This window comes from Phascolarctobacterium faecium, assembly GCF_003945365.1.
Classification (GTDB): domain Bacteria; phylum Bacillota; class Negativicutes; order Acidaminococcales; family Acidaminococcaceae; genus Phascolarctobacterium; species Phascolarctobacterium faecium.
Genome location: NZ_AP019004.1, coordinates 1,651,683 through 1,677,039, shown reverse-complemented (window position 1 = coordinate 1,677,039; position 25,357 = coordinate 1,651,683). Strand labels below are relative to the sequence as shown.

The window sequence follows — 25,357 nt, the reverse complement described above, 5'->3', positions numbered from 1 at the left end:
GCTCTTTAAGGTGTAAATCATGCGTGAAATTTTAGGTAACAAAAAAGGAATACGGGATTCTGTTTTGAATGAATTAATTGCTTTGTACGATGTACAAGTGCCTTTAGGGCAGCTCATTTCTGCGGAATTAGCTTTAAAATTAGCTGATATTACAGAATTTATAAACAGAGAAATCTCTCTTTATATTTCTAGAAGCGGGCAAATAACTAATATTGTAATCGGTGGTAATGACAGTGTAGAACTGCCAGCAGTAGAAGGTCGCAGAGGTATTGGCAGATTAAGTGGAATCCGTTGTGTCCACACTCATCCAAATGGTAATCCAGTGTTGAGTGGAGTTGATTTTTCAGCGTTAAAAAATAATAAATTCGATGCCATGGTTACAATAGGTGTTACCGCACCTGATTACACGCAGTCCATAATTTCTTTTGGCATGATAGTTGGGCTTGACAAAGAAGAACAGTTTATCTGCGATGAATATGGACCTTTTTCTCTGGAAGAAGCAGAAGCTATTAATTTTCTTAATGTAATCAATACAATAGAGCGGATTTTAGACAAGCAAACAAGTAGTTCCAGTTTAGCAGTAGCAGCAGAGAAAACCATTTTAGTTGGTATGGACTGGGGACAGATAAAAGGCGGTTGGACTGCTGAAGATTCGCTTGAAGAGTTAAAGCAGCTTGCGGATACAGCAGGTGCTGTAGTAGTGAACCGTTTTATTCAACGTCGTGCTAAACCGGATCCGGCATTTTTTATAGGAAAAGGAAAAGTACAGGAGCTGGCCTTGTATGCACAACAGGAAAATATTGATCTGTGCATTTTTGATGATGAACTGACACCGGCGCAGCAAAGAAATATAGAACAGGTAATGGGTGTTCGTATTCTTGATAGAACAGCTTTAATTTTGGATATTTTTGCCCAGCGGGCTCGTACTAATGAAGGAAAATTACAAGTAGAATTAGCACAGCTGCAATATAATCTACCGCGAATTATGGGTAAAGGACTTATTTTATCACGTTTAGGCGGCGGTATTGGTACCCGCGGTCCTGGCGAAACAAAATTAGAAGTTGATAGACGGCGTATTCGCGATCGTATAGCTTTTATCAAAGACTCCATAGAAAAAGTTCGCGCTGTCCGGACTTTACATAGGATTAAGCGCGCCAAAAACCAAGTTCCTTCAATAAGTCTTGTTGGTTATACTAATGCAGGTAAATCTACATTACTAAATTTATTAACACAGTCTGATATTTATGCGAAAGATCAATTGTTTGCAACTCTTGATCCTACTACACGTCAGTTAATATTACCAGACAAGCACGAAGCAATACTTACTGATACTGTTGGTTTTATACAACGTTTGCCTCATCAATTAGTTGCAGCATTCAGATCTACTTTAGAAGAAGTTGCTGAGGCAGATTTATTGCTGCATGTCATTGACGTGAGCCATGAATTATATCAGGAACAAAGTGATACTGTTTATAAGGTTTTAGAACAAATAGGTGCACAAAATAAAACAATACTCACTGTTTACAATAAAATAGATAAACTTCCCTCTGAAAATGCTTTGGCACAGCGTTTAGCACAGCAAGAAAATAGTGTTTGTATATCGGCTAAGAGTGGTATTGGTATCGAAGAACTCCTTGCTCTGATTTCAGAAAATCTGAAATTAAAATCTATAGAAGTCACTCTGCTTATTCCATATACAGAATCTGAAAAAGCTGCTAAACTACATACTATAGGTACTGTTTTAGAACAAGAATATAAAGAAAACGGTACTTTTATGAAGGTACGTCTGGCATCAGAACAGTTAGAGGATTTCGAAAAATTTATAATATGAGGACTATACGTAAATGACTGATTTTAAAAAAATAGAAGAGGAAGCATTATTAGAAGTATTACATGCTGCTGAAAGCTATGAAGAAGCAGCTTTGTATAATACAGAAAAGGTTATGCAAGCTTTTAGAAAGCATATGGTATCAGATTTTTATTTAAAACCAACTACTGGATATGCCTATTCCGATGTTGGCAGAGAAAAATTAGATGAAATATATGCTGATATTTTTAAAACGGAAGCGGCATTGGTACGATCTCAGTTTGTTTCAGGGACTCATGCATTAGCCGTTGCGTTACTCGGAGTTTTGAAAGCAGGCGATGAAGTAATCGCTGCTACAGGAGCTCCATATGACACAATGCAGACTATCATAGGCGTACCTGTAAAAACCCCTGGCTCTCTTACTGACTTAGGCGTAGTCTATAAAGAAATTCCCATGATTGGTTCACAAATTGATCTTGAAAAAATCACAGCTGCAATTACGGATAAAACAAAAATGATACATATTCAACGTTCATGCGGTTACAGTAGTGTGCGTAAAACGTTAAGAATTGAAGAAATAGGAACGATCTGTAAAGCAGCAAAAGCAATAAAGCCTGATATTATTTGTTTTGTTGACAACTGTTATGGTGAATTTATTGAAAAACAAGAACCAACAGAAGTTGGAGCTGATCTAATGGCCGGTTCTCTTATCAAAAACCTTGGAGGCGGTCTTGCACCTACTGGCGGTTATATTGTTGGCCGAAAGGATTTAGTAGAACTTGCGTCATATAGATTAACCGCTCCAGGATTAGGCGGAGAAATGGGGGCTACACTTGGAGATACGGCCAGAGAATTATACCAGGGCTTATTCTTAGCTCCGCATATAGTTTTGCAAGCTGTTAAAACAGCAATTTTTGCTTCTGCAGTATTTTCACGCCTGGGTTATCAGGTTACTCCTTCTGCAAATGATAGACGCAGTGATATAATTCAGACTATTCGTTTGGAAACTAAAGAGCGTTTATGTAATTTTTGTATAGCCATACAAAAAAATTCACCAGTTGATGCACATGTTGTTCCAGTTCCTGCAATAATTCCCGGCTATCAAGATGAAATAATTATGGCAGCGGGGACTTTTGTACAAGGCGCATCAATAGAATTAAGTGCTGATGGCCCTTGCCGTGAACCTTATAATGTATATTTTCAAGGAGGACTTACTTTTGAGCACGGGCGTATTGCAATTATGTCAGCTGCAAAAATGGTAGGGGAGAAATAAAAACTCAAATTTTATATCAATAGAAAAGCAGATAAGAGGATTTTTATTGTTCCTCTTATCTGTTTTTTAATTATCTCAGAAAATAAAGACAGCTATATGACATCATATAGCTGTCTTTATGATATTCATTTGGTGTATTATAGACATTAGAGCATTCTGAATACTGCTATTACCTTACCAAGAACCTGAATATTATCAGTACCTGTTATGGGAGTATAGGCATCATTTTCTGGTTGTAGACGAATTGAACGTAATTCACGAAAATAACGCTTAACTGTTGTTTCTTCACCATCAATAAGAGCAACAACTATATCTCCGTTATTAGCAAAATTTTGCTTTCTGGCAACAATGTAATCATGATCAAGTATACCAGCTTTGATCATACTATCTCCAGAAACAGATAACATAAAAACATCTTCTTGACAGCCAAGCAAATCTAGTGGAATGGGATAGGTCTCCTCAACATTTTCAACTGCCAGAATAGGTTGCCCTGCAGTGACTTTGCCAACCAAAGGAACAGGAACGACCGTTTTCTGCCGCCAGCTGCTGTCTTGGGTCAATTCTATAGCGCGTGGTTTGGCTGGATCTCTTTGCAAAAAACCATATTCTTCTAATTTATGCAGATGAGTGTGTACGCTGGCACTTGAAGATAAACCCACTGCCTTACCAATTTCACGTACTGCAGGAGGATATCCCTTAGCATAAACGTGCTCACGAATGAAATCTAAAATAGCTCTTTGCCGATCGGAAAGCATTTCCTCTGTAATAACTCCATCAAAATCGCTGAAACGTGCTCTTCTTGCCATAAAACCAGCCTCCAATTCCAATCATCATATACTCAAAAAATTTCTAAAGATAGTAAGTTCATTTATTTCTATTCTAATTGTTTCTATTATATCAGGAACAGGTAAGAATGTCAAAACATCTGTTTGCAATTGTTCGTTTAATGAAATTATTCTTCAACAACTATCTACAACGAAATTTACCAATTTTCACTTTACGTCCGATAATATATATTATGTAAAGCAGCTACATAAAGATTATAAACCGCAACACGGCCATCGGCAAGTATTAACGATATTTTTGATACAGTTAAACTCTATAACGTAAATATTTAACATAAATCCACATATATGCGTAAATTTCTCTTTTAAGCTGTTTTAATCGATTGTATTATAACTTTCACTTGCCTTAAAAACGATTTATGACGATGTATTTTTAGATAAAAACACCTGGATAATATTTTAAGACTTATTATCCAGGTGTTAGAAAGTATTTTTTAATATTTTTCTTTTAACAAAGAACTTTTGAATAAATTATAGCTGTCGTATTCTTTTTGGATCAAATTTGATTTCATCGTTTTATCTTGTGTAAAATAACATAACAGATTAATTCGATTATCTGCATCAAAGTAAACTTTCTTTTGCCCATGTATAGATAAATCTGTTAAATCGGTTTCTTGAAAAATGTCATAACCAGGTCGGTTGATTTTAGATAAAGTTTGTGGCAAATGTAAATCTACATCATAAGTAAATTGAAGCAGGCAGTTTTCTTTATTGATATCAATATCATGTGTAAAATTTTTAATCTGAACAAACTTTTCTAGTTTTGCTTTTTCACGTGGATTCAAAAACGGTTTGTTCATAAATTCTTCGAACATAAATTTAGTAAAAACAGGATTTTCTAAAAACTGCTTTGGGCCTTGGTCATGAGGACGAGCTGGCTTATATTCTGCCGAAATACCTATAACACCTTCGGAATAAGCTTTTAAAATTTTGCTAAAATCAAAGTCATCAATATTATTAGATTCCACATTCATACCTATTTTGGTAGTTTCAATATTAAATAATTTAGAATCTATATACTCCTTCCCCATCTTTTCCAAGCTGCTGACAGGTAATGCAGCGAAGAAACTGACAGGCATATTTTCCACTTTTTGATTGCTTTGAATGTACAGCCAGTTATGTGGGACTTTGAACTCATTGTTAAAAATACCATCTTTAATAATAAGTTCAGAATTAGATAATTGTGGTTTAAAGAAATTCAGTTTTTTTGTAAACGCTTTAGAGAATTTCTTATATGCACGTTTATCAACTTTATTGTCTGTAAACTTTTGAATAAATTTATCAGCTTTATTTTCTGCAACCACTGTTTCACTTTGTTCTATTGCAGGAAACTCAACATATCCACTGCTTATGTTATATAATTGATTATTTTGTGACAAAATATAAATTTTAGAAATTAAATTGTACTGAGCTGTCATCTGTTTACCATCAGCACTGAATTTAACATAAGGATTATATTTTTGTATATTCTGCTGTTCTTTCCGAGTATAAGCAATTGGCAATTTTATTTCATAATTCAACAGCATATCATTGTTGATTTCTAATGCTGGTATTTTGTTAATCTTTGTTATTTTATAGTTTTTATTACCAGGTAAAGATTGTGGATTATCCTGCATAAGTTTCTGCATATATACTTGTAACTCATTTTGCGGTACAGTAAGATAAGCATAAGCAGGATCAGCTAAGATATCTTTTCCAGCTTTAATATCTTCAGCTATCTTCTTTAAATCACTTTCAAATTTATTGGTAGCAAAAGCTGTTTTCGTATATTTTTCAATAGATTGCTGACTTATAGCTGCTATACCATGCATGCCAGACTTATTGCTGCCTGCCGCAAACAGATCTTTACTGACAATAATAGTGTTATCATCTGGAATATCGACACTGAAACCAGCTTCTTCACTGCGATAGTCGAAAGCATAGCAGCTGGAAAGACTAACCAAGATACCGAATGTGATGATTCCTGAACAGATTGTTTTTCTCATATTTATGTCTCCTTTGCATTCATACTGCTAAGTAAAGGGGCATCAAAATCACTGTAAATCAAGCATCTTAATATTCTCTATGAGTTCTTTAGAAGCTGGTTGTTCTGTATTTCTAAGAGTGGATGTATAAACTACAAGACCACCTTTTTTCTTTGTAAAGAAAATTCTGCCGGTATTGTCGAAATCTTTTTTATCTTTTAAATTAAATGATAGATCGAAATTTATATATCCTATTTTAGGAGTAATATTGACATCAAAATCAAACTTACTGTTTTTATAGTAGCGGCTGCTTTCAATATAGTTTTTTAGCTCTGAAAACAACAACTGCATCTCTGCTTTAGTAGCTTCTGGATTTTCTAAATAAGCAGCTGTCTCAAATTCTTTTGTTTCACAGGAAACTGACCATACGCTTTCTGTTAGTAAATCCATCCATGACGCTATATTTTCTTCGGAAACATTATCAGCTATTTTCTCTTTATCTAAGTCATTCGCTTCCAAATTTTGAGTTTTTTCCTTAATTTTTTCCAAGGTTTCCAACGGTAAGGCAAAAGTCAAACAAGCTTTCGGATTATCAGAAAAGTAACTTTGAACATAATACCAATTTTCAGGAAGATCAAATCTAAATTTTCCTATTTTATCAGTGTAAATTAATGTATTAGTATTTGCAGAAGGTTTTGTTATTAACACACCTTTTCGATACTCGTTACGTACTGATTCAGCTGATACTTCAGACTCTTTTTGGCTGTTTAAGACTTTGGTACTGATTACGTATAATCTGTTATTTGCAGAAAGCAAATCGATTGAACATAAATATGAATTTTTATCCTTAATTTCGTTTTCCATATTTTCAGTAAACTGCATATTTAAACTTTTTCTGCCATGGATTTTTTGAGTTTGAATATTAAAAGCAACATCATTGGGCAGCTGTTTAATAAAAGGTTTATCTGAAGGCCAGTAGAGAACAGGATCCAATAATTTAAGACTGGCTTTTTGAGGATCAATACCAGAACGTTCCAATAATTCAATTGCCGTATAATCATCATTAAAAGCATCTGTAGTGAAATTTTCTTCTAATAAATCTGATGCCTGTTTTTGATTCAGGCTATAAACGTAAATAAAATTACCATTAGGCTGCATTCCACCATAAAAATTTTTACTTACAATGTTTATTTCCTGTTGTGGTATGTTTATTTTAAAGCCAGCTTCAGGATTACGATATTCTTTTGCATAACCGATATTTAGTAATGACAATTGAATTAACAGGGATAGAAATATCAAGAATTTTATCACTTTACCACCTCGTTAATTATTTTGTAATAATTTCAACCATCATACCACTGTCTAAATTGCATGCATTAGCTTCGTCAGTATCAATATGTACTTCATCAGCATTCCCTTCACCGGCACGCACTAAAACATTATTCATAATTAAAGCACGTTCTCCATTTGTTTGGATAGAAACGATATCGCCATCTTTTAAACCATATGTTTCTGCTGTTTCAGGATATAAATGGATATGCCGTGCAGCTATAATAACACCTTCTGTAATTTCTACTTCACCTTTAGGTCCTACTAATTTTCCTCCAGCAGATTCTTTAATATCTCCAGAATTTCGAATTGGAGGATTCAGACCTACTTTTCTGGCATCAGTAAAAGATAGCTCCAGTTGTGTATATTTACGCAAAGGACCGATGATCCTTAATTTCATCTCACCTTTAGCAGTTACTAAAGTAATCTGCTCTTCCGAAGAATACTGTCCCGGTTGTCCAATATATTTTTTTGGGTGTAATTCAGACCCTTCACCAAATAAAATGTTCATATGCTCGCGGCATAAATGAGCATGACGTGCAGAAACTCCTAATACTAACGGAAATTGCATTTTATTCACCTCGAAGAAAATTTTTTAATATAAAACTTATCTTACTTATTTTAACATATCATAGAAGTTTTTACCATTCTGAAGTTAAGTAAAATAAAAACAAATATGAATAGAAAATTAAAAATATCCGGCAAATTTTTGCCGGATATTTTATACGGTTATTATTATCAGAGAAAGAAATTTTTAATTAATGTTTTGACAAATATTCATCAATTGCCAGAGCTGCTTTTTTACCGGCTCCCATAGCAGAAATTACTGTTGCCGCACCAGTAACTATATCGCCACCGGCAAAAACACCAGGAATAGATGTAGCACCTTCTTCATTAGCAACAATATTGCCGCGTTTATTAGTTTCCAGTTCAGGTGTTGTTTGTTTGAGTAAAGGATTAGGCCCTTGGCCTATCGCCATAACTACCATATCAACATCAAGAACATATTCTGAACCTTTGATTTCTACAGGAGAGCGCCGTCCTGATGCATCAGGTTCACCAAGTTCCATTTTTATACATTCCATACCATTAACCCAGCCCTTATCATTTCCGAGAATACGGGTAGGATTATTGAGCAGTCTCAGTTCAATGCCTTCCTCTTTAGCATGGCCTATCTCTTCTTTGCGAGCCGGCATTTCGTCTTCGCTACGGCGATAAACTATATATACCTGTTCAGCGCCAAGACGTTTTGCTGTACGCGCGGCATCCATAGCAACGTTTCCAGCACCGACAACGGCAACATTTTTACCTACATATACAGGAGTTGCAACATTAGGAAATTGGTATGCACGCATTAAATTAACTCTAGTAAGAAATTCATTTGCAGAATAGACTCCATTTAAATTTTCGCCATCTATATGCATGAAATGTGGCAATCCAGCACCTGTACCTACATAAACGGCACTGAATCCTTCTTCATCCATTAATTCTTTGATGGTGAAGGTTCTGCCAATGACGGCATTAGGGATTATTTTTACCCCCAAATCTTTTAAGGCGTCAATTTCGTGTTTTACAATTTCTTTCGGCAAGCGAAATTGTGGAATACCATACATTAAAACTCCACCTGGAGCATGAAGAGCCTCATACATAGTAACATCATAGCCCATTTTCGCAAGATCTCCTGCAGCTGTTAAACCTGAAGGACCACTGCCAACAATTGCTATCTTTTTATCTTTTGATGAATCTATATCAGTTTTGGTGATATCAATTCCCTGCTCACGAGCATAATCTGCAACAAAGCGTTCGAGACGTCCGATAGCAACGGATTCTCCTTTGATACCTAAAACGCATTTACTTTCACACTGATTTTCCTGAGGACAAACGCGTCCGCAAACAGCTGGTAAACTATTTTTACGTTTCAGGATAGTTATAGCTTCATTTAATTTACTTTGAGCAATAGCTTGAATAAAAGCTGGTATTTCTACATTAACCGGACAACCTTCAACGCAGCGCGGTTTAGGACAATTTAAGCAACGCTGTGCTTCATCGATAGCAGTTGCCATATCATAACCAAGCGCTACCTCTTCAAAATTTTTATTTCTTATATCAGCCGGTTGTTCCGGCATAGGATTTCTCATTCCTCCACGCATTTGCAATGACCTCCGCAGCTATATTCAAGCATTTCCTGACCTTTATACATTTGCTGACGCTGAACAAGATTAGCAAAATCTACTAAATGTGCGTCAAATTCCGGGCCGTCAACACATGCAAATTTATTTTCATCCCCTACCCTGACACGACACCCACCGCACATTCCGGTTCCGTCAACCATAATAGTATTTAAACTTGCAGTAGTCGGAGTTCCATAGGGTCGGGTAGTTTCTGCAACATTCTTCATCATAATAACAGGTCCAATAGCCAAGACTAAATCAATTTTTTCACCGGCTTCAAGCATTGCTTTCAGAGGATCTGTAACAAAGCCTTTCTGACCAGCACTTCCATCATCAGTAGTAATAATCAATTCATCACTGACAGCTTCCATTTTTTCTTTAAAAATAATCAGATCTTTATTGCGGGCACCGATAATAGAAATGACTTTATTACCCAATTTATGATAAGCACGAGCAATGGGATAAACCGGTGCAACGCCGATACCGCCACCAACGCAAACAACAGTACCGAATTTACCCATATGTGAAGGCATTCCTAATGGGCCAAGAACATCTAAAATTTCATCACCAACAATAAAAGTTTCACAAAGATGTGTTGTAGTATTGCCTACTGTTTGCACAATCAAAGTTATTGTCCCTTTTTCACGATCAAAATCAGCTATAGTCAAAGGGATACGTTCGCTGTTTTCATCTGTACGAATCATAACAAATTGACCGGGTTGGCATTTATGAGCTATCATTGGCGCTTCAATAATAAATTCATAAACAGCAGGTGCTAAATTGTTTTTTACAAGTATTTTTGCCACTCTCGTCACTCCTAAAGTTTTTTTGCTTTATCTAGTTAAGCGATGGCCTCGCATATTGGCCTCCGCATAAATTTTTTCTACATCCATTTCCAACAGTTCGCCATTTTTCATTAAAACTTTACCGTTGACAATAACTGTATCAGCATCAGTTGCGCTTGCAGCATAAACCAGTAAAGAAACACGATCATGGCGTGGATACCAATAAGGCTTCTGCATATCGTAAAGAACAATATCAGCTTTCTGACCTACCTCAATTTCTCCTACATCAGTAAATCCCAAAGCCGAAGCACCTTGTTTAGTTGCCAATTTTAAAGCTTCCTGGGCGGGAATAAGCAATGGATCACCGCTTATTCCTTTATGAAGCATAGCTGCCAGACGGCACTCTTCTAAAAGATCCAAATTATTATTGCTGGAAGTTCCATCAGTACCTAAACCGACTATAATACCACGTTTAAGCATTGCCGGCACTGGAGCAATACCGCTGGCCAGCTTTAGATTGCTCTGCGGATTATGTGCTACACGGACTTTTTTATCAGCCATTATATCCAAGTCTGCTTCACTTACATGCACGCAATGTGCAGCTAAAGTTCCGCAATCAAACATATCTAAACTATTCATTAGTTTTATAGGTGTCATATTGTGCTCTTTTACACAATCACTTACTTCTCCTGCCGTTTCACATAAATGCATATGAATTTCCGCATTCAATTCACCGGCTTTAGCTACAACTTTCTTTAAATATGAGACAGGACAAGTATAGGGAGCATGAGGACCAAACATTACTCTAATACGGCCATCAGCTTTTCCATGCCAGTTTTTAAAAAGCATTTCATTATCCTGCAGTTTTTCATCAGCATCTGGTGTAAGTCCAACCAGACCACGGCTTAAAGAAGCACGAATACCAGTTTCATTCACTGCCTGGGCAACTTTATCCATTGCAAAATACATATCTGCAAAACATGTAGTTCCTGTTTTAAGCATTTCTGCGATTGAAAGCATTGTGCCCCAATAGATATCTTCATCATTTAATCCCGCTTCTGCAGGCCAGATTTTATTTTGCAGCCAGTCCATCAATACCATATCGTCTGCGTAACTGCGCAATAAAGTCATAGCAGCATGTGTATGAGTGTTTACCAGACCAGGCACTGCAATCTTATCAGAAGCATTGATTATTTCGGCATTTTCAAAACCTGTCGGCATTTCTTTACTGATAACACTGATAGTGTCATTATCAATGCCTAAAAAATATTTTTCGTTATCGGGAGCAGAAATTATTTCTACATTTTTTATTAGTAATTTACTCAAGTACTTCATCTCCCTTTTCTATTTGGCGTTTAGAATAATGCTGCTTGTAGAAATCATGCATTATAGCAATGTCTGATTCCGGTAATAATTTAGCACCGCCCATAGTTTCACAAATACAATAAATATGTGCTGCTTTCTCAACTATTTCAGCAGCCATTAAAGCAGTTTCTAAAGAATTTCCCCAGCATACAACTCCATGGTTAGCTAGTAATGCAGCTTTTTTATTTTGTAAAGCTATTAAGGCATTTTCAGCTAATACTTTTGTTCCCGGTAACGCATATTCGGCAACGTCCACACTACCGCCTATTATTTGCACCAGATCTTCAATTAACGCCGGTATCGATCTATGCAGCGCAGCGCAGGCACTGGCATAAACACTATGTGTATGAACTATGGCTTGTGCTGCAGGTATAGCATTATAGATTGCCAGATGCAGAGGTGTTTCTGATGAAGGAATCAAAGCTCCCTTTATTTTATTACCTTGCATATCCACAACAACAATATCTTCAGTATTTAAGCTGTCATAACTACGTCCAGATGGTGTTATTGCACAACGTGAAGTATCTATTTTTATACTTAGGTTTCCCCAAGATCCTGCAATCATTTTTTGCTCGACCATTTTTATGCCTGCAGTAACTATTTGTCTACGAGCCGCATCAATAATGAGATCATCCTGCAAGATTAACACTTCCTTTAGGCCTGGTGCAGATATGTTTCCTGTTCCTGCGTTAACTTATCAATACCTACACCCATAGCTTGTAATTTAAGCGCAGCAATTTCTGTATTCAACTCTTCTGGTAAAACATAAAGTTTATTTTCAAGTTCATTTTTATGTTCCAACAGATATTTCATTGCTAAAAACTGCATCGCAAAAGAAAGATCCATTACTTCTACAGGGTGTCCATCGCCGCAGGCCAGATTTACAAGACGGCCTTCTCCCAATAAATTTATTTTGCGGCCATTTGACATCGTAAAAGTTCTGATATTTTTTCTAACCTCATACGACGGTTCTACAGTTAATTCTTCAAGATGTTTGATGTTTATTTCAACATCGAAATGACCAGCATTGCTAAGAATGGCTCCATCTTTCATAACAGCAAAATGTTCTTTTGTGATAACATCTTTACAGCCGGTAACGGTAACAAAGAAATCGCCATATTTAGCAGCTTCCTGCATAGGCATTACTCTGAACCCATCAAAAACAGCTTCTATCCCTTTAATAGGGTCTATTTCAGTAACTATAACATTAGCTCCTAATCCTTTAGCACGCATTGCTACACCTTTGCCGCACCAGCCATAACCAGCAACGACTACTGTTTTTCCTGCAACAGAAAGGTTTGTAGTGCGCATAATACCATCCCAAGAAGATTGGCCAGTGCCATAACGATTATCGAAAAGATATTTGCAATAAGCATCATTAACTGCAATCATGGGGAAAGCCAACTTACCGTTATTGGATAAAGCCTTTAAACGATGCACGCCAGTAGTAGTTTCTTCGCTGCCGCCAATAAGTTTGGCAACCAAATTTTTGCGTTCACCGTGCAGCATATTGACAAGATCCCCGCCATCATCAATGATAAGATCAGGCTCAACATCTAATGCTTTGCTGAGATACATATCGTATTCTTTATCAGTACAGTTATGGGTTGCAAAAACAGTAACACCGCTATCAGCTAACGCTGCAGCTACATCATCCTGAGTAGACAGCGGATTGCTGCCGGTTACCACTACATTAGCGCCAGCATTTTTGAGTACTTGGGCCAAATATGCAGTTTTCGCTTCTAAATGAATGGTAACTACCATATTCAAACCATTAAAAATTTGATTTTTACTATATTTTTCATTAAGAATATTGAGCAAAGGCATATGCTCCTTTACCCAAGAGATTTTTTGCTTTCCGGATGGTGCTAAAGCTATATCACGAATCATACTTTCCATAGTTAATATTAGTCCTCCTCTTGCAGTATTTTCTGCAATTTTTTTATATTTTCTATATATGGCGCAGATATAACACCATATTCTGTAATAATGCCGGTAATCAGTTCTCCCGGAGTGACGTCAAAAGCAGGATTAAAAACATTCACCTGCTGTGGTGCTGTTACCACACTATGAAGCAATCGTACTTCGTCAGCAGAACGTTCTTCAATAGGGATCTGTTTGCCAGTTTCTAAAGTAAAATCAAAAGTACTGATCGGTGCAGCAATATAAAATGGTATCTGATGATATTTTGCAGCCAATGCCACTCCATAAGTACCGATTTTATTTGCCGTATCACCATTGGCAGCAATTCTATCTGCGCCGACTATAACAGAGTCTATATGTTGAGTTTGCATAACCCAGGCTGCCATATTGTCGGTAATCAAAGTAACAGGAATATTATCTTCTATTAATTCCCAGGCTGTTAAACGCGCCCCCTGTAATAACGGTCGTGTCTCATCTGCGTATACCATCTCCAGCCGTCCATCTAAAAAAGCTTGTCTGACAACCCCCAAGGCAGTTCCCCATCCACAGGTAGCTAAAGCTCCTGCATTACAATGCGTGAGTATTCTGGCTTGCTGCGGCAATAATGCGGCCCCATAGATACCAATCCTTCTATTGACTTCAATATCCTCCTGATAAATTTTACAGGCTAAATTTCCCAATGAAGTTTCAATAGCTTTTAAAGATTGCTGTGCATTTATCATAGCAACAGCATGTTTATATATTTTTTCAACTGCCCAACCAAGATTAACTGCTGTCGGGCGAGTAGAAAGCAAAAAGTTTTTTATTTTTTTGAACTCTATTAAAAGAGTTTCCTGGCTGAAATCAGCATATCTTGATGTAAGCTCCTGCCATCCTAATACCATTCCAAAGGCCGCAGCCGCACCAATAGCAGGTGCTCCTCGTACTTCCAAACGTTTTATTGCTTCTCCTACTCTACGGTAATCTTTACAAAGAATAGTTATAATTTCTGATGGCAGCTTCGTCTGATCTAATAAAAGCAGGCTCTGTCCCTGCCATTCCATAGTTTTAACCATTTTTACAGGCTCCTTATAAAGTAAAACCACCAAATTCAGTCATACACTGCGGGCATCCACACTCCATACTATCAGCTTCATTAGCAGCAATAAAGGCGCTGATAAGCTGTTCCATATTTTTAATACTTTTATCCATAGCTTCAACTACTTCACTGTGAGAAAGAGGTGTCGGAGAAATTCCGGCAGCCATATTAGTAACTATGGAACAATTTGTATAACACATTTCTGCTTCTCTGGCCAGCAAGGATTCCGGCATATTAGTCATACCAACGAGGTCACCGCCCAACATTGCAAACATTTTTATTTCAGCAGCAGTTTCAAAGCGAGGTCCCTCAGTACATACATAGCAGCCTTTTTTATGAAAAATAATATCTGTTTTATATAAACAATTAATTACTTTGTCTCGTAATCTTGGACAGTAAGGATTGGTAAAATCAACATGAGCGACACCACGTTCTGGATTGTCGTAAAAAGTATTGATACGGCTTTTCGTAAAATCTAAAACCTGATCACATACAACGAAATGTCCGGGTTCCATATCAGGATTTAAAGATCCAACTGCAGTAGTCGCAAAAATTTCTTCTGTACCGAGACTTTTCAGTGCCCAGATATTTGCACGATAGTTTACTTTATGCGGAGCTGTTTTATGTCCCACACCATGACGGGTAATGAAAATTACCTGATTGCCGCACATTGTTCCAATATTACATAAAGCTGCTCCATAAGGAGTTTGAATCACCTTTTCCTCAAAACATTGTAACGTTTCCGGACTATAGATTCCTGTTCCACCTATGATTGCTATTTTACGCATATTGTCCTCCTTAGTGTTTATTATTCAAATCATCAATAATCTTTATCAAATCTGGCATTTCTTTCAGAATATACGTTGGATTACCTTCATCAAGCATTTCCTGCCAGTCAAAGCTGGTATAACTAACAGCTGCCGTACCATAACAGCCTGCCGCCTGTCCACTTTGTAAATCAAAAGGACTGTCGCCGATACAAAGGCATTCTTCAGCTTTCAGTTTAAGAGCGCTCAAGGCTTTCTCCATTGGTTCTGGATGTGGTTTATGATGTTGGCATATATCACATCCAATAACCGCTTCTATATAGGTTTCCAACCCCATACACTGCAAACCGCGTTTGGCCATTGGTACCTTTTTGGAAGTAACAACAGCCATTTTTATTCCACGCTGCTGCAAAACAGACAATGTTTCTTTAACCCCTGGAAACGGTTTAATAAGCTCATCGTGATATTTTAGATTGAACTCTCTATAAACTGCACATAATGTTTCTACCTGATTTTTATCTACATAATTTTCCATAGCACTGCGTAACGGCAGCCCAAAATATTTCACCAACTCTGCACGTGGCATCTTTTTATTCAAGCAAACTGCAAAGCTGTGTTCAAATGCTTGGATTATCAAATCGATAGTATCGATCAATGTTCCATCTAAATCAAATAAAATACCGCGTATCTTCACAAACTTCTCCTTATATATTTTATATCTTATCATCTTATAATAACATAAAAGCCTTATAAAATAAAGAATTCAAGCATTTTATAAAGAAAAAGACCACTCTTTAGAAGAGCGGTCAAAAGTTATTGTTTTTTAGGAAATACGACTTGTTTCGGGCCAAGTTCAGCATTTTCCGGAATTAAAACTTCGTTAAAGCTTATTCCGCGAGTATGAGCAGTGTGGCTCCATTCATGATCATGCCTGTGAATATACCCCAGTACAGTAATAGGTATCCAGCTGTAAATAAAGAGCGGATACAATAAAAGGTACATCCATGATTTAAAAGAAGCATGAATTTTAAAAAGTACAATCATAGGAAAAATATACTGACCTATACCTATCAGCGTCCAAACTTCTAACGGTAGAATAGCATATAAGACATTTGTATAGAAAGGATAAAATTGATAGATATAACTGCAAATGACAAAAAAAGTAGAAATAAGTAAGAAATACGGTTGGAATAAATTGATTATTCCATCAAGAACAACGATATTTCTTTCCTTAATGCCTTTTACAAACAATTTACCGATATAACGGTTTGCTACATCAAAATGCCCTTGAGCCCAACGTTTACGTTGATTCCAGGATTGCATAAAAGTAAGAGGCTTTTCATCATAGACGATGGCATCATGTGCCCAAGTAGTAGGTATACCTTCCAACAAAGCTTTCATTGTAAATTCCATATCTTCTGTAAGGCATGTAGCACCCCAGCCATGTCTGCGCAATATATCTGTAGAAATACACATACCAGTGCCGCCAAGACAGCTAGATAAACCGATATTATATTTAGCTAAATGCCATACATGGTTTACGACCCAGAAAGAAATAGAAAATACTCCTGAAATCCAGGTATCATTAGGATTTTTAGAGTCCAAATATCCCTGAATTAATCGTTCGCCTTTACATAAACGGCTGTTCATTTCTCTTAAAAAGTCAGGATGAACTAAATTATCTGCATCAAAGACACAAACAGCATCATATTGACGTTCCATTTCAAAAAGCCTTTGGAACATCCAATCCATTGCAAATCCTTTGCCTTTTTCATTATCATTAAAGCGTTCATAAACGATTGCTCCTGCTTGACGGGCAATTTGCGCTGTATTGTCTTTACAGTTATCTGCAACTACAAAAATATCATATAAATGATCAGAATAATTGAGCAGATGCAGATTCTCGACCAATTGACCGATAACTTGCTCTTCATTGTGTGCACAAACGATCATAGCAAAAGTTTTTTGCTCATCATAAATTTTTTCTTCTGGTCTGCGGCCAAAAAGGCCAAAGAAAGAAAGCGTAAAATAATAGATCGTGAAGAATACAATTAAAAGCTGCAACGGAATCATGATCAAGTCAAAATAGGTACTCATCAAAAATCTCCTTGCTTTCTAAAAATATTTACTGCTTGTTTAGCATTTTTGCATAAACACAGTTAATAATCCCAGCTAACGAATAGGTAAACATGGCCGCAAAAGGCCATGCTGAAAGGTTTACATAAAGTAAATATATGCCAACAGCAGCAGCAACAATTACCGGAGGTAAAAACATTGGATTTCCTTTACCTTTAAAATCCGGAAATTTTACATTACTATACATAATACAACCAATTACAAAAGTTAGAATTGCAACAAAATAAGTGGAAAAGGAATAATCAGAAAGAACATACGTTGCTAAAACACAGGCTCCCGCAGGAATCGGCATGCCTTGAAAATATCCCTTTACCTCACCAACATTTACATTAAATCTTGCTAAACGCATAGCACCACAAATTGTAAAAATGGAAGCAATGAGTTTTCCAAGTAAACCTAAATCTGTCATACCATATTGATAAATAAGAATAGCAGGAGCGACACCAAAAGAACCTAAATCACATAAAGAATCCAGTTCTTTACCAAATTCCCCGCCTCCTACTCCTAAAAAGCGAGCAGCTCTTCCATCCATAGAATCTGCAATAACAGCCAATATTATAAATATAGCTGCTCTGGAAAAATTGCCTTCAAATGTATCAAAAATAGATAACACGCCAAATGTTAAACTTAATGCACTAATGCTGTTAGGTATGATACGACGATAATTCATCTTTTAATGAACCCTCCCGATCAGAGAAACTCCTCCAACTACTGAATCACCTTTTTTTACAAGAATTTCAACATTTTTTGGTAAAACGAGTTCAGTACTTGATCCAAATTTAATCATACCATAACATTCGCCTTGTTTCAAATTATGACCTAAAGTCACCCACGATACAATACGACGCGCCAGTAATCCTGCAACCTGAATAACCAAAACTCTCATCTTATCGTTTTGAACTCCAATAGCATGACGTTCATTTTCAAAAGAGGCAGATTTTTTATATGCCGGCACAAACTGCCCACATGTATAACGCTGGTATTTTATTTCACCATTAACAGGGCTGCGATTGACATGCACATTAAAAACGGAAAGGAAAATAGTAACCTTTATAGCATCTTCATTTAAATATTCTTCATCATAAAAGTCTTCTATTGCCATTACTGTTCCATCTGCAGGAGAATAAATAATAGAGTCATCTGATTGTGTAGGACGATTGGGATTACGGAAAAAATAAATAAAAAATAGCATTAACACTGCAGGAACTACGGCCCATATTAAACTACCCCAATAACCTACAGCAAAAGTAATAATAGCAAAAGCAAATATGAACGGATGACCGTCTTTGACTATATTCATAGAGAGTCCCTCTCTTTCGGCAAGTTTAAGAAAAGAAAAAGAAAACAATAATGTGATGAACCTTTAGTTCATCACATTATTATAATACAGCCATATCTTTTTGTCCATTTTTATTTCATTTGGAACAAATTACTTTAATAACAAATTTAGGTAAAGCAAGCATTCTTGTAAAACGGCTCGGTTGTTTGTAGAGCCTAAAAAGCCATTCCAAAGAATATTTTTGCATCCATAACGGTGCACGTTCCATTTTTCCGGCCAACACATCAAAACTACCGCCTATTCCCATAGTAATATAAGGTTTTAGCTCTTGAAGATGTGTCTGAAGCCATTTTTCCTGTTTAGGGGCTCCCAACGCAATAAATAAAATCTGTGCGCCGCTATTATTAATGGCATCTATTATAGACTTGTTATCACTGTCTTTAAAATAACCATCCCTGCATCCAACTACAGTTACACCAGGATATAAACTTTCTGCTTTTTTCTTTGCAGCTTCAGCTATACCAGGCGACGCGCCAAAGAAAAAAACTCTATAACCTTTCTCAGCAGCCAGATTAAGTAAACGATTAAATAAGTCAAACCCTGCAACTCTCTCCGGCACAGCATATCCTAACTGTCTGCCTGCCCAAACGGTACCGGCGCCATCAGGCAGGACTAAATCGGCAACATTAGTTAAGATATTTTTATATTCTGCATCGTCTTGACACATCATAATAATTTCTGCGTTAGCAGTAACTACAAATGAGTGCTTTTGTTCTTGTATCTTATCATCAAGATATTGAACAGCCGCATCCATACTATATGGGTGCACAGGTACATCCAAAACCTGAATAGCAGTAATTTTTTCCATCAGCAACAACCTTTATTGAATATATAGATCAATAATATTTGCATTTTTATCAATGCATTTGTATTTGTAAACAGGACGACCTACACTGCCTCGATGAAGATCAAGGCTCAATAGTTTCAAGGATTTAAGAAATTCCAAATATTTACGGATTGAAACACGTGAAATACCAACTTTAGCCGAAATTTCTTCTGTAGTAAACATTCCGTCGATTTTAATAATTTCAGACCAAACAGTATTTAAAGTATTCTTGTCCAAACCTTTCGGTAAAGTAACTTCTACATCTGTATCCTGATGAATGATAGTTTTGTCAAGTTCATCCTGTTTAAGGATGGACTGTTCTTCAACCAAGTTATAGCGGCTCTTATAATTATTTAACGCCAGATTAAATCTTTCAAATTCAAAAGGTTTTATAATGTAGTCAAATGCTCCTAACCGCAGTGCTGCTTTAATCTTATCTTTATCATTGGCAGCGGATACAATAATGACATCGACATCATATTCCTGTTCTCTGATTTTTGCCAGCAGCTGCAGACCATCCATTCCTGGCATAAAAATATCAAGAATGACAAGATTGTACTCTTTAGTCTGCATAATTTTCAAAGCTTCATCACTGTTGCGAACGATATCACATAGTTGAAAACCTTTGATTTTGGTCAAATAATGTTCGTGAAGCTTCCCTACCATCGGGTCGTCTTCTACTACTAAAACTTTGATCATGATGTTTTCACCGTCCTTACGATTGGTAATCTTATGGTAAACGTGGTACCTTCGCCTACGGTTGATTCAACCTCGATAGTACCTTTTAAATGGGTAACTGTCTGTTTTATTAAAAAAAGTCCGATACCGCGTCTGGGCCCCTTACTAGAATAACCTTTTTCAAAGATAGTTTCAAGTTTATTTTCAGGAATACCAGGTCCGGAGTCTTCAACCATGACCATTATTTCATTATCAAAGGTTAAAATACTCAGATTTACAATTCTTTCACTGGGATGATCACGCAGAACATCAAAAGCATTTTCAATCAAGTTGCCAATAATAAGAATCAGCTCCTGTACTGTAGGACGAATAAATTCGGTTGTAAGTTCGCTTTCATCTGTTAAAGAAAACTCGATATCTAATTCTCTTGCCCTGCTGATTTTCCCTAAAATAAAACCTGCTAATGTAATATCTTTTAATCTGGTGACTACATAAGCAGCTTCAGCCTGCCGGTTATTGGCAATTTCCATCGTAAACTGTTTTAACTCGTCATAAGCTTTCATATCAATCAAACCCATGATAACATGCATTTTATTCATAAATTCATGTGTCTGAGCTCTTAGTGCATCAGCATAATTACGTACACCAGTCAACTGATTAGCCAATTCTTCTAATTCCGTTTTTTTACGAAATGTTATAATGGCACCACCGATATGTCCATTGTCAAATAACGGAACAAGAGTTGCGATAAATAGAACAGAACCTACCTGTACCGGCATATCCAATGTTGCTCTTCCCTCTTTTAAAACAGTATCCAGCGTTAATCCGTTCATAACTGTTTCAAGCGGTTTGCCTAGAAGTGTGTGTGGATTAGGTATTCCTGCCTGAGCAAACAAAAACTCTGATTCAGTATTAATCAAAGTTATTTCAGCATCTTTATTGATTGCAACAACACCCTCTTTTACAGAATTAAGCAATGCATTGCGTTCTTGTAACAATGTGGCAATATCTTCAGGCTCTAATCCAAATAAAGTAGCTTTTACATGACGTGCTAAAAAAACAGCACCGCCTATACCTACAAACAAACCAAATAAACTTGCCAGAAAAATCAGCAGAACTGATTCTACTGTCAAATCCTGAATCATTTTAGGTGATACTCCAGCTACAATATAGCCAACAACAGTATTACGGTCATCGCGAATGACCCCTACTGCCTTTTCATTAAAAACTGAAGTATCATACCAGTTTAGATTAGTACTCAGTCCCTGTTCAGCCACTATCTGACGTGCTTCATCTTCAAATCCGTCTATCGAAGTAGGATTGTGAAATACCCGTATATTTTTATTGCGGTCTAAAATAATAATACTGGCTTTACATGACTTGGCCGCCATGTTAACGACATTATTCAGAGTTTCATTGGTATTATTGATATCAGTTTCATATGTCAGCGAACGGATTACAGCTGGCGAATGAGAGAGTAAAGTAGTAATACTGACAGCATTTACACTTATACGTTCATCAACGACACCGGAAACTCTATGAGCTATAAGCAAGCTGGCAGGCAATAATGATGCAACTATAACAAACGTTATCAGAAGAACTATTTTTTGTGATAAGGTGAATTTATTTGTTCCGTTTTTATATGTCATACTTTTCACCTCACCAAAAATTCTTTTGCCACTGTTTATAGCATAAACTACTTTTTAAAGTTTTTACAATTAACTTTACTTAAATTATTACATAATTTATATTTTAATATCTAAATTTTAGCAACATCTGAAGGAACTGTCAAAAATTGAATGCCAGGATTTCGTTCTAAAATCCAGTTCAATGACCATTCGTTATTAACAAGAATAACAGGTCTGTCTTTTTGGTCATATACAAGCATACCGCTATCCAGTCCTTTAATATTATCAATAAGCTTTTTATCTTCCGCATAAACCCAACGGGCAACGGTATAAGCAAGCTGATTCATCAAAAGCTGGGCACTGTATTCATTGATAAGCCGATATTCCAATACTTCCAGCTGAAGAACACCAACAACACCAACAATAAAGCTTTCGATGCCGATATCCTTTTGTTCAAAGACCTGAATAGCGCCTTCCTGTGCCAATTGAGTAATTCCTTTGACAAATTGTTTCCGTTTCAGCGAATCCTTTGGCTGCACTCTGGCAAAAATTTCCGGCGGAAAAACAGGGAAATCCTCAAATTGGACTTTCATTTTTTCATCGCTTAAGGAATCACCGATTCCAAAGATACCCGGATCAAAAACGCCTATAATATCACCGGGATAAGCTTTTTCTACGATAGTTCTTTCCTGAGCCAAAAACTGCTGTGGCTGTGAAAGTTTAACCACTTTTCCTCCCTGTTTGTGATAAACAGACATCCCTTTTTCAAAGACGCCGGAACAAATACGCATAAAAGCGATTCTGTCACGATGAGCTGGGTTCATATTAGCCTGAATTTTAAAAACAAATGCAGAAAATTCTTCTGTAGAAGGATCTAAAATTTCACCATTCTGCAAAATTCTTGGCTGTGGCTGTGGAGAAAGCTCTAAAAATTTCTCTAAAAAGCTGCGAACACCAAAATTAGTCATAGCACTGCCAAAAAACAGCGGTGTCAGTTCGCCATTATTTACACGCGTCATATCAAATTCATCGCCTGCCAGATCAAGAAGTTCAATATCATTGCACAAATTATCATATAACTCTTGCCCTAATGCCTCAATAATCTGAGGGTCATCAAGAGAACCGGTAGTAGATTTTAAAATTTTAGAACCATGGCTATTATCATCCTCAAAAAGTTCAATTTGCTTTTTGATACGGTCATAAACGCCCTTATAATTACCATCAATGCCAATAGGCCAATTAATTGGGTAAGCATGAATACCAAGAACCTGTTCTAGCTCTGCCATCAAATCAAACGGATTTCTTCCATAACGGTCCAATTTATTAACGAAGGTAAAAATTGGCAGTTTTCTGCGATGGCAAACCCAAAACAGCTTTTTAGTCTGCGGTTCAACACCTTTAGCAGCATCAATAAGCATTACAGCACTGTCTGCGGCCATCAGGGTTCTATAAGTATCTTCCGAGAAGTCCTGATGTCCAGGAGTATCAAGAATATTTACGCGGTGCCCAGCATAATCAAACTGCAAAACAGAAGATGTTACGGAAATACCACGCTGTTTTTCAATTTCCATCCAGTCCGAGACTGCATGTTTATTACTTTTTCGCGCTTTTACTGATCCTGCTAGATGAATAGCCCCTCCATATAGCAACAATTTTTCAGTTAAGGTTGTTTTACCAGCATCAGGATGAGAAATAATGGCAAAAGTGCGCCTTTTCTCAATTTTCTCCAACAATTCCTGCATATTATCCCCCTAATTATTCTTTATTCTGCATCTCATATAAACGATATGCATCTATTATTTGTTTCAAAACATATTCAGGTACCGGTGTTTCTGTTTCTATTTGCCCTTTCATATTGAACCGGAAGGCAATATCGTTAAACTTTTCGCCGCCATAGGTTTCGCAGCTAAAAGTTGTACGCATAAACTCATCTTTAAAAGTACAATCTTTCAAGGAATTCTTTTTGCGTTCGGAATCCCATTCAGTATAAATGCTGAATAATCTCCGCTGTGCTTCTTCTGGGATTTCTTCACTTGTAACAACAGTTTCTTCTAACGGAGTACAGTCAAGATTTTTATATATTGTGCCATCTTCCAAAGTAATACTCACTGTCATCACATAATCTTTTTCAGAAAAAACTGCTGTTTTAATGCGCCATTTGTCTTTCCATCTTTTTATACAATCAGAGCAGATAAAATGCACATCTCTAATACTGTTACTCATAAAATTGTCACGATAATATAATTCTTCAGCAGGAACGAATTTATTATCACAATTACTGCAAACCAAAGGCAGCGTACGAATCATAGGTGTGAACCTCCTTACCCACAGACAAAAAAATAAGCCTTTACGGGGGTTACCCGTAAAGGCTGGCGATCCGAAATGGTCGGAGCGGCGGGATTCGAACCCACGACCTCTTCCACCCCAAGGAAGCGCTCTACCAAGCTGAGCCACGCCCCGAATCACAATGAGTATTATACCCATCCTGCATATAAAAGTCAAGCAATATTTTAATTTCAGCTATGTTCCTTTTCCCGGGCGCCATTAAAATCTAACTTAAGAATATGAGCAGTACTGCGCTGACCATATTTTTCAAAAGCGTCGGTCATTGCTGCAGCAATTATATCACAGTCTTTTTCTGGATCAACATAGGCCATCAAAGTAGATCCAGCTCCACTAATAATAGCTCCATAAGCACCGTTCGCTTTGGCTGCCTCAAAAACAGCCTCTGTACCTGTAATCAAGGGAATTCTATAAGGCTGATGCAGACGATCTTCTAAGGCAGCATTAAGATATTGATAATTGCCGCTCATCAACGCTCCAACATAAAGTGCAGTACGACTGGCGTTGAAAACAGCATCCTGATGAGGAATGTGCTGTGGTATTGCCTGACGTGCCTTATGCGTGGAAAGAGGCTGGTCAGGTACAACGGCTATAAAACGAAGCTCTTTTTGCGGCAGAAAACGCAGTGAATGTGCCCCTGATCTATCCATATAACTGATTGTAATACCGCCTAAAAGTGCCGGGGCCACATTATCAGGATGTCCTTCGATTTCCGTAGCATAATTTAAAAGCCGCTCTTTAGTTAAAGTTGATCCAGTAAGCAGATTAGCAGCTACAAGTCCGGCAACTATGGCAGTAGAACTGCTGCCCAAACCTCGTGATAATGGGATTCGGTTCTGCATCGTTACTTTAAGGCCAATTCTAGTACCTCTAACTTCATTCCAAACCTTCAAAAATGACAGAAATGCTAAATTTCTGCCACCGGCCCGCAATCGATCTTCGCCTTCGCCAATAACCTCTAAAGCAAACACAGGAGTATCTAAAATTTCAAAAGTAAAATCGTTATACAAGTTGCAGGCTAAACCCAGGGAATCATATCCCGGTCCGCAATTAGCTGATGTAGCAGGAACAATAACAGTTATTTTATTTTTCATATCAAA

23 protein-coding genes and 1 tRNA gene are annotated in these 25,357 nt (G+C 36.9%); 2 read left to right on the top strand and 22 right to left on the bottom strand.

Annotated elements, in window-relative coordinates; translation table 11 throughout:
* The first annotated feature begins 19 nt into the window (after nucleotides 1-19).
* Together hflX and PFJ30894_RS08230 are read left to right on the top strand one after the other, a co-directional pair.
* Nucleotides 20-1,831: a GTPase HflX gene (gene hflX, locus PFJ30894_RS08235; protein ID WP_125669534.1), complete on the top strand. Its 1,812-nt coding sequence runs from the start codon at nucleotides 20-22 to the stop codon at nucleotides 1,829-1,831.
* Nucleotides 1,832-1,844: 13 nt separating this feature from the next.
* Nucleotides 1,845-3,080 (top strand): methionine gamma-lyase family protein, encoded by a 1,236-nt coding sequence (locus PFJ30894_RS08230; RefSeq protein WP_125669533.1) that lies wholly within the window; start codon nucleotides 1,845-1,847, stop codon nucleotides 3,078-3,080.
* Between the two features lie 146 nt (nucleotides 3,081-3,226).
* Here PFJ30894_RS08230 and lexA read toward each other — a convergent pair whose 3' ends face one another.
* From lexA to thrB, 22 genes are all read right to left on the bottom strand, one after another.
* On the bottom strand, nucleotides 3,227-3,886 hold the full coding sequence (gene lexA / locus PFJ30894_RS08225; RefSeq protein ID WP_172602439.1) for a transcriptional repressor LexA: 660 nt from the start codon (nucleotides 3,884-3,886) through the stop codon (nucleotides 3,227-3,229).
* Between the two features lie 473 nt (nucleotides 3,887-4,359).
* Nucleotides 4,360-5,910 (bottom strand): hypothetical protein, encoded by a 1,551-nt coding sequence (locus PFJ30894_RS08220; protein ID WP_125669532.1) that lies wholly within the window; start codon nucleotides 5,908-5,910, stop codon nucleotides 4,360-4,362.
* Nucleotides 5,911-5,958: 48 nt separating this feature from the next.
* Nucleotides 5,959-7,200 carry a hypothetical protein gene (locus PFJ30894_RS08215; protein ID WP_113076978.1) on the bottom strand — a complete coding sequence of 414 codons (1,242 nt, stop codon included), beginning with the start codon at nucleotides 7,198-7,200 and terminating at the stop codon, nucleotides 5,959-5,961.
* A gap of 16 nt (nucleotides 7,201-7,216) precedes the next feature.
* On the bottom strand, nucleotides 7,217-7,789 hold the full coding sequence (gene pduL, locus PFJ30894_RS08210; protein ID WP_046430500.1) for a phosphate propanoyltransferase: 573 nt from the start codon (nucleotides 7,787-7,789) through the stop codon (nucleotides 7,217-7,219).
* A gap of 187 nt (nucleotides 7,790-7,976) precedes the next feature.
* On the bottom strand, nucleotides 7,977-9,368 hold the full coding sequence (gene gltA / locus PFJ30894_RS08205) for an NADPH-dependent glutamate synthase (protein WP_021718497.1): 1,392 nt from the start codon (nucleotides 9,366-9,368) through the stop codon (nucleotides 7,977-7,979).
* On the bottom strand, nucleotides 9,353-10,195 hold the full coding sequence (locus PFJ30894_RS08200) for a sulfide/dihydroorotate dehydrogenase-like FAD/NAD-binding protein (RefSeq protein WP_021718496.1): 843 nt from the start codon (nucleotides 10,193-10,195) through the stop codon (nucleotides 9,353-9,355). Before PFJ30894_RS08200 ends, gltA begins: the two co-directional genes overlap by 16 nt.
* 27 nt (nucleotides 10,196-10,222) lie before the next feature.
* Nucleotides 10,223-11,500 carry an amidohydrolase gene (locus PFJ30894_RS08195; protein ID WP_206671973.1) on the bottom strand — a complete coding sequence of 426 codons (1,278 nt, stop codon included), beginning with the start codon at nucleotides 11,498-11,500 and terminating at the stop codon, nucleotides 10,223-10,225.
* Nucleotides 11,493-12,179 carry a class II aldolase/adducin family protein gene (locus tag PFJ30894_RS08190; protein WP_227202233.1) on the bottom strand — a complete coding sequence of 229 codons (687 nt, stop codon included), beginning with the start codon at nucleotides 12,177-12,179 and terminating at the stop codon, nucleotides 11,493-11,495. The genes PFJ30894_RS08195 and PFJ30894_RS08190 overlap by 8 nt, the downstream gene beginning before the upstream one ends.
* A gap of 14 nt (nucleotides 12,180-12,193) precedes the next feature.
* A complete protein-coding gene (locus tag PFJ30894_RS08185; protein WP_021718493.1) occupies nucleotides 12,194-13,438 on the bottom strand; it encodes an adenosylhomocysteinase in 1,245 nt (414 codons plus the stop codon).
* An 8-nt stretch (nucleotides 13,439-13,446) separates the two neighbouring features.
* Nucleotides 13,447-14,517, bottom strand: a complete 1,071-nt coding sequence (gene mtnA / locus PFJ30894_RS08180) for an S-methyl-5-thioribose-1-phosphate isomerase (RefSeq protein WP_125669531.1) — start codon at nucleotides 14,515-14,517, stop codon at nucleotides 13,447-13,449.
* Between the two features lie 13 nt (nucleotides 14,518-14,530).
* Nucleotides 14,531-15,328, bottom strand: coding sequence for an S-methyl-5'-thioadenosine phosphorylase (gene mtnP, locus PFJ30894_RS08175; RefSeq protein WP_021718491.1), 798 nt, complete (start codon nucleotides 15,326-15,328; stop codon nucleotides 14,531-14,533).
* A gap of 10 nt (nucleotides 15,329-15,338) precedes the next feature.
* Nucleotides 15,339-16,001 carry a pyrophosphatase PpaX gene (ppaX, locus tag PFJ30894_RS08170; protein ID WP_021718490.1) on the bottom strand — a complete coding sequence of 221 codons (663 nt, stop codon included), beginning with the start codon at nucleotides 15,999-16,001 and terminating at the stop codon, nucleotides 15,339-15,341.
* Between the two features lie 119 nt (nucleotides 16,002-16,120).
* Nucleotides 16,121-17,404, bottom strand: a complete 1,284-nt coding sequence (locus tag PFJ30894_RS08165; protein WP_113076980.1) for a glycosyltransferase family 2 protein — start codon at nucleotides 17,402-17,404, stop codon at nucleotides 16,121-16,123.
* 28 nt (nucleotides 17,405-17,432) lie between these two features.
* Nucleotides 17,433-18,113 carry a CDP-diacylglycerol--serine O-phosphatidyltransferase gene (pssA, locus tag PFJ30894_RS08160; RefSeq protein ID WP_021718488.1) on the bottom strand — a complete coding sequence of 227 codons (681 nt, stop codon included), beginning with the start codon at nucleotides 18,111-18,113 and terminating at the stop codon, nucleotides 17,433-17,435.
* Nucleotides 18,114-18,116: 3 nt separating this feature from the next.
* On the bottom strand, nucleotides 18,117-18,743 hold the full coding sequence (locus PFJ30894_RS08155) for a phosphatidylserine decarboxylase family protein (RefSeq protein WP_021718487.1): 627 nt from the start codon (nucleotides 18,741-18,743) through the stop codon (nucleotides 18,117-18,119).
* Nucleotides 18,744-18,858: 115 nt separating this feature from the next.
* Nucleotides 18,859-19,590: a WecB/TagA/CpsF family glycosyltransferase gene (locus PFJ30894_RS08150; RefSeq protein ID WP_021718486.1), complete on the bottom strand. Its 732-nt coding sequence runs from the start codon at nucleotides 19,588-19,590 to the stop codon at nucleotides 18,859-18,861.
* A 12-nt stretch (nucleotides 19,591-19,602) separates the two neighbouring features.
* Nucleotides 19,603-20,307, bottom strand: a complete 705-nt coding sequence (locus tag PFJ30894_RS08145) for a response regulator (protein WP_125669530.1) — start codon at nucleotides 20,305-20,307, stop codon at nucleotides 19,603-19,605.
* Nucleotides 20,304-21,935, bottom strand: coding sequence for an ATP-binding protein (locus PFJ30894_RS08140; RefSeq protein ID WP_021718484.1), 1,632 nt, complete (start codon nucleotides 21,933-21,935; stop codon nucleotides 20,304-20,306). Before PFJ30894_RS08140 ends, PFJ30894_RS08145 begins: the two co-directional genes overlap by 4 nt.
* A 110-nt stretch (nucleotides 21,936-22,045) precedes the next feature.
* Nucleotides 22,046-23,656 carry a peptide chain release factor 3 gene (locus tag PFJ30894_RS08135; protein WP_021718483.1) on the bottom strand — a complete coding sequence of 537 codons (1,611 nt, stop codon included), beginning with the start codon at nucleotides 23,654-23,656 and terminating at the stop codon, nucleotides 22,046-22,048.
* Nucleotides 23,657-23,669: 13 nt separating this feature from the next.
* Nucleotides 23,670-24,221 carry a hypothetical protein gene (locus tag PFJ30894_RS08130; RefSeq protein ID WP_125669529.1) on the bottom strand — a complete coding sequence of 184 codons (552 nt, stop codon included), beginning with the start codon at nucleotides 24,219-24,221 and terminating at the stop codon, nucleotides 23,670-23,672.
* A 76-nt stretch (nucleotides 24,222-24,297) separates the two neighbouring features.
* A tRNA-Pro gene (locus PFJ30894_RS08125) sits at nucleotides 24,298-24,374 on the bottom strand.
* Between the two features lie 56 nt (nucleotides 24,375-24,430).
* Complete coding sequence (thrB, locus tag PFJ30894_RS08120; protein WP_125669528.1) at nucleotides 24,431-25,351, bottom strand: homoserine kinase; 921 nt, start codon at nucleotides 25,349-25,351, stop codon at nucleotides 24,431-24,433.
* Nucleotides 25,352-25,357: the final 6 nt, after the last annotated feature.